Annotated in this window: 9 protein-coding genes; 4 read left to right on the top strand and 5 right to left on the bottom strand. The window is 66.8% G+C overall.

The features are described 5' to 3' along the window. Positions 1-216: 216 nt before the first annotated feature. Both efp and earP read right to left on the bottom strand, forming a co-directional pair. Positions 217-786, bottom strand: coding sequence for an elongation factor P (gene efp / locus V0R62_RS14110; RefSeq protein WP_028691737.1), 570 nt, complete (start codon positions 784-786; stop codon positions 217-219). Between the two features lie 48 nt (positions 787-834). Continuing rightward, complete coding sequence (gene earP, locus V0R62_RS14105) at positions 835-1,968, bottom strand: elongation factor P maturation arginine rhamnosyltransferase EarP (protein ID WP_330104161.1); 1,134 nt, start codon at positions 1,966-1,968, stop codon at positions 835-837. A gap of 135 nt (positions 1,969-2,103) precedes the next feature. Between earP and V0R62_RS14100 the strand changes: the two genes are divergently transcribed. Both V0R62_RS14100 and V0R62_RS14095 read left to right on the top strand, forming a co-directional pair. Further along, a complete protein-coding gene (locus V0R62_RS14100) occupies positions 2,104-2,502 on the top strand; it encodes a hypothetical protein (protein WP_330104160.1) in 399 nt (132 codons plus the stop codon). Positions 2,503-2,504: 2 nt separating this feature from the next. Continuing rightward, positions 2,505-2,987: a GreA/GreB family elongation factor gene (locus V0R62_RS14095; protein WP_330104159.1), complete on the top strand. Its 483-nt coding sequence runs from the start codon at positions 2,505-2,507 to the stop codon at positions 2,985-2,987. Positions 2,988-3,008: 21 nt separating this feature from the next. Here the strand turns inward: V0R62_RS14095 and V0R62_RS14090 are convergent, their stop codons facing one another. After that, positions 3,009-3,950 carry a LysR family transcriptional regulator gene (locus tag V0R62_RS14090; protein ID WP_330104158.1) on the bottom strand — a complete coding sequence of 314 codons (942 nt, stop codon included), beginning with the start codon at positions 3,948-3,950 and terminating at the stop codon, positions 3,009-3,011. Between the two features lie 116 nt (positions 3,951-4,066). Between V0R62_RS14090 and V0R62_RS14085 the strand changes: the two genes are divergently transcribed. Further along, the gene (locus V0R62_RS14085) at positions 4,067-4,816 is read left to right on the top strand and encodes a 3-oxoacyl-ACP reductase family protein (RefSeq protein WP_330104157.1); all 750 of its coding nucleotides are present in this window, start codon (positions 4,067-4,069) and stop codon (positions 4,814-4,816) included. Between the two features lie 74 nt (positions 4,817-4,890). On the opposite strand, the gene V0R62_RS14080 is transcribed toward V0R62_RS14085, so the two are convergent. After that, entirely contained in the window at positions 4,891-5,769 is an 879-nt protein-coding gene (locus tag V0R62_RS14080; protein ID WP_330104156.1) for a LysR family transcriptional regulator, read from the bottom strand. 108 nt (positions 5,770-5,877) lie between these two features. On the opposite strand from V0R62_RS14080, the gene V0R62_RS14075 reads away from it, so the two are divergent. After that, positions 5,878-7,077 (top strand): MFS transporter, encoded by a 1,200-nt coding sequence (locus V0R62_RS14075; protein WP_330104155.1) that lies wholly within the window; start codon positions 5,878-5,880, stop codon positions 7,075-7,077. 130 nt (positions 7,078-7,207) lie between these two features. Here the strand turns inward: V0R62_RS14075 and V0R62_RS14070 are convergent, their stop codons facing one another. After that, the gene (locus V0R62_RS14070; protein WP_186733698.1) at positions 7,208-8,560 is read right to left on the bottom strand and encodes a TolC family outer membrane protein; all 1,353 of its coding nucleotides are present in this window, start codon (positions 8,558-8,560) and stop codon (positions 7,208-7,210) included. Positions 8,561-8,568 lie beyond the last annotated feature (8 nt).

Here is an 8,568-nt window from a genome sequence, read left to right as displayed (position 1 = left end):
TGGTCATGGAGGCACCGATTGAGAAAAATGGCCGCCATTATACGCATCGCGGGGGGCGCCCCCCCCCCCCCCCCCCGGGGGGGGGGGGGGGGGGGGCCCCCCCCCCCCCCCGGCCCCCCCCCCCCCCCGCTCCTACAGGGGGTGAGGCAAGCCACCAGAGACAGGCACAAAAAAACCCGGCCAAGGCCGGGTTTTTCGTGCTCATCGCAAGAAGGATTACTTCTTGGAACGGCCCTTGAAGCTGTTGTCGCGAGTGTCGATGTCGATCCACTCGTCGATCTGGATGAAGTCGGCAACCGAGATCTCGGTACCGTTCTTCAGCTTGGCAGGCTTCATGACCTTGCCCGAGGTGTCGCCACGCGCGGCGTTCTCGGTGTAGACGACCTGGCGGCTGATGGTGGTCGGCAGTTCTACCGATACCAGGCGGCCTTCGAAGAACACGGCTTCGCAGACGTCTTCCATGCCTTCTTCGATGTACGGCAGAACGGCGTCGATGTCTTCGGCGTTCAGTTCGTACATGGTGTAGTCGGTGGTGTCCATGAAGGTGTACGAGTCACCGCTGATGAACGACAGGGTCGCTTCTTTGCGATCCAGGATCACGTCGTCCAGCTTGTCGTCCGCACCGTATACGGTTTCGGTCTTGTAGCCGGTCAGCAGGTTCTTCAGCTTGGTCTTCATGATCGCGCTGTTACGGCCCGACTTGGTGAACTCAGCTTTCTGAACCAGCCACGGGTCGTTGTCGATCCGCAGTACGGTACCGGGTTTCAGCTCTTTACCAGTTTTCATTACGAAGTATCCGAATCTGGATGGATTTATAAAAATCGAGGCCGCGTATCATAGCGAATTTCGGTAAAACTGTACCAGCCTCGTGGCAAGGTCCGGCCGAGCGGCCTGCGCGGCCTGCCACTGGCGGGCGTGTTCGCGCACCTCGTCCCAATGCGGCTGCAGCGCCAGCCAGGCCTGGCCCATCGGTCGATCCATGTTCCAGGCGCGCCACAGTTCGGTCAGCGCCTGCCCGGCGGCGGCCGACAAGCCTTGGCGATAAAGGGCGAGGAATGCCTCGAGCTTTTCCCAGTGGGCGTTCTCTTCCTGGATGTAGATGTGCCAGAGCATCGGCACGCCAGCCCATTGCGCGCGCACGAAGGAATCCTCGCCGCGAACGGCGTTGAAATCGCAGCTCCACAGCAGCCGGTCGTAGTCGTCCTGACTGACGAAAGGCAGGACCTGCACGGTCAAGGCCCCGCGCCGATGCAGCGCGCCCACGGGCAGGTCCGCCTCGCCCAGCCAGTCGCCGAGGTCCCCCAGGATGCGCCCCTGCGGCACCAGCAGGTGGGTGGGATGCACATCGGCGGCCAGGGCATCGAGCCAGTCGCCCAGTTGCGGGTTCTCGTAGGCAAACAGCGAGATCAGCCGCGCCCCTTCCCGGGGCTGCACGCCCAGCCTTGCAAGGAAATCCGCCCGCTCGCCGGGCGTCTGCCGGAACGCCTGGCAACGCGGCAGCAAGGTGGCTTCACGCAGCAACCCACCGGTCTTCTCGGTGAAGCCTGGGAAGAAGAAGAACTTGCGCAGCCCATTGGCCTGGGGCGACGGCAAGCCATGGCATCCCTCCACCCAGTCTTCGGCGCTGAGGTAGTCCAGGTTCAGCCACAAGGGCGGCGTGGTCTGTTGGCGCATGGCCTGGACATAGCCGTCCGGCAGTTGGCAGGCAAAGGCACCCACCACTACCTGGGCTGGCTGCGCACCTTGCCACGTGACAGGCCAGTGGCGTATCTCGACGCCCTGCTGCCACTGTTGCCCGGCCTGGCTGTCGGCCTGCGGACACAGGCGCACGAAGGCCTGCAGGTCGTCCACCCACAGGCGCACCGCCAGGTCGTGCTCGGCTGCTAGCTGGCGCGCCAGGCGCCAGGTGACGCCGATGTCGCCATAGTTGTCGACGACCGTGCAGAAGATGTCCCAGGTGGTTTTCATCGCCACGTTCCGTTACCTGCGAAAAAAGACCGCGGATTTTGCGGATATTTGCCCGACAACAAAAGCGCGGCGCTGAAAAAACCTGCCGGGCCATGCGAGAATGGCGCCCATCGACCCGCTTGCCAGGAGGCCGCCATGCCCCGCCCCCGCGAATTGAAGATCACCCTCAGACCCGTGCAACTGGTGCTGTGCGTCGCCCTGGGTCTGTGGCTCGGCGCCGTGGCCATCGCCCTGAGCCTGTGGCTGGCCCTGCGCCTGTGGCCGGCACAGGTGCAGCCACTGGTCGAGGCCGCCGTCCCCGCCGTGGTCCAGCCTGCGCCTGCCACCGCGCCGGCACAACCGGCCGACGCCCAGGCGCAGATGTTCGAGCACTACAAGGAGATCCTGCACAAGCAGGAACTGCAACAGGCCGCCGAGGCCGCCCAGGGCAACCCGCGCAACCTCAACAGCCCCAAGTGCCAGTTCTGGCTGCAGCAGAACCGCACCGCGCCGACCGACAAGAGCCAGGCCAACGTGCTGGAGTTCTGCTACTGACCATGGACAAGGCCAGCCTGCTGCAACGCATCATCGCCACCCTCGAGCACGACATGGAGGTGCTGCGCCGCGCCGCCCAGACCGCCTACGAGGCCGCCACCGCCGAAGAGAACATCGCCGAGAACAAGTACGACACCCTGGGGCTGGAGGCGTCGTACCTGGCCACCGGGCAGGCGCGGCGCACGGCCGAGATCCGCCAGGCGTTGCTGACCTACCAGCAGTTGGCGCTGCGCGATTACGACCCGGCGCGGGGGATCCAGATCGGTTGCCTGGTGACCCTGGAAGATGAGGCGGGCCAGCGCCGCCGACTGTTCCTCGGGCCGGAAGGGGCCGGGCTGAAGGTTGGCGAGGGGGATGAGCAGGTAACGGTGATCACGCCCCGCGCGCCGCTGGGGCAGCAACTGCTCGGCAAGCGGGTGGATGACGAAGTGAGCCTGGTAGTGGCCGGGGCAGCGCAGGTGCAGTTCATCATCGATATCGCCTGAGTGAGCGCTATAGCGGGGCCATCAATGGCCCTGTAACGCATCGAAGCGCCCCGCCAGCCCCTGCTCGGCGAACTGCTCCACCACGAAATCGATGAAGGCCCGGGTCTTGCCCGGCAACAGCTTGCGCTCGGCGTAGTACAGGCTGATATGTCCATCGTCCACATACCAGTCCGGCAACACCCGGCTCAGGCGCCCGGCGGTCAGGTAGGGCAAGGCGAACGGCAGGCTGACCAGGGCGATCCCCAGCCCTTGCTCGGCCACCACGCAGGCGGCGTCCGAATCGCTCATGGTCAGGCGCTGGGGCAGTTGCAGCGGCTGTTGCTCCTGCCAACGGCTGGTCAGCGGCCAACTGCGCACCCGGCCGGTCTGCGGCGAGCGGATAAGGATGCCGGCGCACGTCTGCAACTGCTCAGGGCGGCTCAGTGGTCCTTGCTGTCGCAGGTAGTCCGGCGAAGCGACCAGCACCCGGTGCGCCGGGGTCAGCTTGCGTGCCACCACCCCTGGCGGCAGTTCGAAACCACCACCGATGGCGGCGTCGAAGCCCTGGCCGATCAGGTCGACCTGGCGGTTGTCGAAATGCCAGTCCGCCGTCACCGCCGGATAGCGGGCCAGGAACTCGCCCAGCAACGGCAACACATACAGGCGCCCGAACACCGTGCCCATGCTGACCCGCAGCACGCCCGACGGATGCCCTTCGCAATTGGCGAGGTTGGACACGGCGTATTGGATGGTGCGAAAACTTTCGCTCACCTCGGCCAGAAATCGCTGCCCGGCCTCGGTCAAGGTCAGCTTGCGCGTACTGCGCAGAAACAGGCGCACGCCGAGCCGCGCCTCGAGCTGGGCGACATTCTTGCCAACCGCCGCCGGGGTGAGCGACAGGCGCCTGGCCGCCTCGGCAAAGCTGCCGACTTCGGCGCTGCGGATGAAGCATTCCAGGCTGCTGAAGGATTCCACCACGGCCATTATCAACTCCTGGTTTATTCTGAGTAACTCGATTGCCATCTTATCAACAGGTAATCGAGCGCGGATACTGCGTCCATCCCAAGGCATTCGGCCTTGCTTCACTGCAGGAGATCAGCATGTCCCAAGCACTTCCACTTACCGGCAAGGTGGCCCTGGTCCAGGGCGGTTCACGGGGTATCGGCGCAGCCATCGTCCGGCGCTTGGCCCGCGACGGCGCCAAGGTCGCCTTCACCTACGTCAGCTCCAGCGCCAGCGCCGAAGCCCTGGCCGGTGAAATCAACAACGCCGGCGGCCAGGCCCTGGCCCTGCGCGCCGACAGCGCCGATATCCAGGCCGTGCAACAGGCCGTGGCCGACACCGCCAAGGCCTTCGGCGGCCTCGATATCCTGGTCAACAACGCCGGCGTGCTGGCGGTGGCGCCAGTGGCCGAGTTCGACCTGGCCGACTTCGACCGCCTGCTGGCGATCAACGTGCGCAGCGTGTTCGTGGCCACCCAGGCGGCGGTGAAGCACATGGGCAAGGGTGGGCGGATCATCAACATCGGCAGCACCAACGCCGAGCGCATGCCGTTCGCCGGCGGCGCGCCCTATGCCATGAGCAAATCGGCGCTGGTCGGTCTGACCAAGGGCCTGGCGCGGGACCTGGGGCCGCAGGGGATCACCGTCAACAATGTGCAGCCGGGGCCGGTGGACACCGACATGAACCCGGCCAGCGGCGAGTTCGCCGAGAGCCTGATTCCGTTGATGGCCATCGGGCGCTACGGGCAGGTGGACGAAATCGCCAGCTTCGTGGCTTACCTGGCGGGGCCTGAAGCGGGATACATCACCGGGGCGAGCCTGCTGGCCGATGGAGGGTTCGCGGCCTGATTCGCGATCCCTGGTTACCCAGATCGCGCAAGGAGCAGCGTTGCAAGCACCGCCAATGTCGAAGCGATCAGACATCAGATGGCGAGGAGGCTCTGCTCCATGACATCGAGAAAAGCCCGCGCCGCAGGCGTGGGGCTCGACGACCAGACCGCATAAAGATGCCGCACCGGCGCATCCACCAGCGATACCGTGGCCACGCCCTGAAAACCCCGGGCGATACGCTCGGGCACCAACCCCAGCGCCATCCCGCGCTGGACGAACTTTTCCACCAGGCGAATATGGCCGATCTCGAACTGCACCCGATGCCGCAACCCCGCCGCCTGGAACGCCTCGTCGGTCTGCCGACGCGCCCCGGTGCCCTCGGGAAAGTCCACCAGCACCTCGTCGGCCAGGTCGGCCAGGGCCAGCTGCGCCCTGCCCGCCAGCCGATGGCCGGGCGGCAGCACCGCCACCAGCTCCTCCCGCGCCAGCAGGCGATGCTGCACGCCGTGCAGCGCCTCGCCCTGCCACAGGCCGATGAAGCCCACGTCCAGGCGCCGTTCGCAGACATCCGCCACCAGCAACTCGCTCTTGGCGGTCAACCAGCGCACATCCACATCCGGGTAACGCTCATGAAACACCGCCAGCAGATCGACCAGGTCCAGCGCGGTGAGCGAGCTGATCTCGCCAATCGACAGGCGTCCACGCACCTGCCCGCAGGCGGCGGCGACATCCTCGGCCACCCGCCGCGCCGCCGCCACCGCCGGCCGGGCGCTGAGCACGAAAGCCTCGCCCGCCGGGGTCAAGCGCACGCGCCGCGAACTGCGCTCGAACAGGCTCACCCCCAGCTGTGCCTCCAGCCGCGCCACCTGGTGGCTGAGGGCAGACTGCACCACGTGGCAGCGCTCGGCGGCGCGGGTGAAGCTGCCGGTGTCGGCCACGGCCAGGGCATATTCGAGCTGCTTGAGATTCATCGATCTATCTGCTTTCAAGATGGATAAGTTGAAAACTATACATTGGTGTCATGCCAGACACTTCCTGATACTTGTCGCCACACAACCTTGCCTGCAACGAGACTGCCCATGAACGCCCCGACTCTAAGTCGCGCCCTGATCCTGCTGATGGCCACCGCCACCGGCCTGGCCGTGGCCAGCAACTACTACGCCCAACCGCTGCTGCACAGCATCGCCCAACAGTTCGGCCTGAGCACCGCCAGTGCCGGCACCATCGTCATCGCCGCCCAGCTCAGCTACGGCGCCGGGCTGCTGTTGCTGGCGCCGCTGGGCGACCTGTTCGAGCAGCGCCGGCTGATCGTCACCATGGTGCTGATCGCCACCGCCGGGCTGCTGATCAGCGCCTGCGCGCCGAGCCTGCCATGGCTGCTGTTCGGCACCGCGCTGACCGGGCTGTTCTCGGTGGTGGCCCAGGTGCTGGTGCCCATGGCCGCCGCCCTCAGTGCCCCGGAGCAGCGTGGCCGCGCCGTGGGCACGCTGATGAGCGGACTGTTGCTGGGCATCCTGCTGGCACGCACCGCCGCCGGCTTCATGGCCGAACTGGGCGGCTGGCGCAGCATCTACGTGCTGGCGGCGGTGCTGATGGCGATCAGCGCCCTCGCGCTTTACCGCAGCCTGCCACAACACCACAGCCACGCGGGGCTCAAGTACCCGGCGCTGATCGGTTCGGTGTTCCGTCTGTTCGTCGAGGAGCCGGTGCTGCGCCTGCGTTCGCTGCTGGGGTTGCTGGCGTTCAGCCTGTTCGCGCTGTTCTGGACGCCGCTGGCGTTCCTGCTGAGCAATGCGCCCTACCACTATTCCGACGCGGTGATCGGCCTGTTCGGCCTGGCCGGGGCGATCGGCGCGCTGGCAGCCAACTGGGCCGGGCGCCTGGCCGATCGCGGCAAGGGGCCGCTGGGCACCACCGTGGGGCTGGTGGCGCTGCTGCTGTCGTGGGTGCCGCTGGGCTTCGCGCAGCAGTCGTTGGTGGCGTTGCTGGTGGGGGTGCTGCTGCTCGACCTGGCGGTGCAGCTGGTGCACGTGAGCAACCAGAACGCGGTGATCGTGCTGCGGCCGGAGGCGCGTACGCGGCTCAATGCCGGGTACATCACCTGCTACTTCATCGGCGGGGCGCTGGGGTCGTTGCTGGGGACGCAGCTGTTCGAGGTGCATGGCTGGGACGGGATCGTGGTGGCCGGGCTGGTGATCGGGGCGCTGGCGCTGGTGGTGTGGGGGGTGGCCGAGCACAAGCGGGGGAAACGCCTGAGCGTCGGGATATCCCCCCTGTAGGAGCGGCCTCGTGCCGCGAAAGGGCCGCAAAGCGGCCCCGGCAGTATCAGCTTGATGCTCGAATCCTGGGGCTGCTTCGCACCCCTTTCGCGACACAAGGCCGCTCCTACAGGGTCTTGCGCATGCCTGGTCAGCCTGACTTGCCCTCGATGAATGCTTCATCCACCCGCGCCAGCTGCGTCTCGCTCAATACCCCGGCCTGGTAGTGCAGCTTGATCCACGCCAGCAGGTAGTCGTAACGCGCCTGGGCCAGGTCGCGGCGGGTGGTGGCCAGCTGCTGCTCGGCGTTGAGCACGTCCAGGTTGACCCGCTCGCCGCCCTGCACGCTCTTGCGGGTGGACACCACCAGCGCCTCGGCCGCCACCAGCGCCCGCTCGTAGGCGCGCAGGCGGCTGGCGCCGGACTCGCAGGCGTTGTACTGCTTGCGCAGTTCGATCAACGCGCTGCGGGTGTTGCCGTCGAGCTCGTACTCGGCCTGCTCCAGGTGCCGACTGGCCTGGCGGGTCGAGGCCAGCACCCCGCCCCCGGCGAAAATCGGCACGCTGACTTCAATGCCCACGGTGTTGGTGTCGTAGCGCTGGTTGTAAGTGTTGCCGCTGTCCGACTCCTGGCGCCGCGAGGTGGCGAACGCAGTGACCTTGGGCAGGTGCCCGGCACGGTTGCGCTCGACTTCGTACCGCGCCACTTCCAGCGCCTGGCGCGACGAAGCCAGTTGCGGGTTGTTGGCCAGGGCCCGCTCCTGCCACGCCTCGTAGCCGCTGGGGTCGACCACCGGCAAGGCGAAGCCCAGGCGCAGCGGCGCCAGGTCCTCGACCCGCACCGCCGGCTCGCCGATCAGCGCCCCCAGCTCGCGCAGCGCGGCATCCTGCTCGTTGCGCGCCTTGATCTCCTCGGCATCGGCCAGCTCGTAGCGGGCCTGGGCCTCGAGGATGTCGGTGCGCGTGCCTTCGCCGGCGTCGAACAGGCGCTGATTCTGCTGAAACTGCTGGCGGTAGGCCTGCTTGCTGGCCACGCTGATGGCGATCTGGTCCTGGGCGAACAGTGCCTGGGTGTAGCTGGTCATCACCCGCACCAGCAACTGCTGGCTCTGGTCACGGAAGCTCTCGTCGGCGAACAGTGCCTGGGCCACGCCCTTGCGGTAGCTCGAATAGGCTTCGTAGTCGAACAGCGGCTGCTGGAGGATGAAGGTCGAGCCCATGCTGTTGTAGTTGCGGTCCTCCTTTTGCCGGCGTGAATCGCCGAGGTAGCGCACCTCGGAATCGTTGCGCCCCTTGTTGTAGCTGTACGAGATGTTCGGCAGCAAGCCGGCGCGGCCGATGGCCCGGTATTCCTGGCCAGCCTCGCGGGCCTTGAACGCCGCGAGGTAGGTCGGGTCGCGGCGCAGGGCCTGCTCGTACACCTGGAACGGCCCCATGGCCGCCTGGGCGGCGGTCGGCAGCCAGGCACAGGCCAGCAGCAGCCCGATCAGTGGGAACTTCTTCACTGGCGGTC

This window comes from Pseudomonas carassii (assembly GCF_036324045.1).
Taxonomy (GTDB): domain Bacteria; phylum Pseudomonadota; class Gammaproteobacteria; order Pseudomonadales; family Pseudomonadaceae; genus Aquipseudomonas; species Aquipseudomonas peradeniyensis.
Note: the sequence above shows the minus strand (reverse complement) of the source record. Positions and strands in the feature narration are given on the sequence as shown.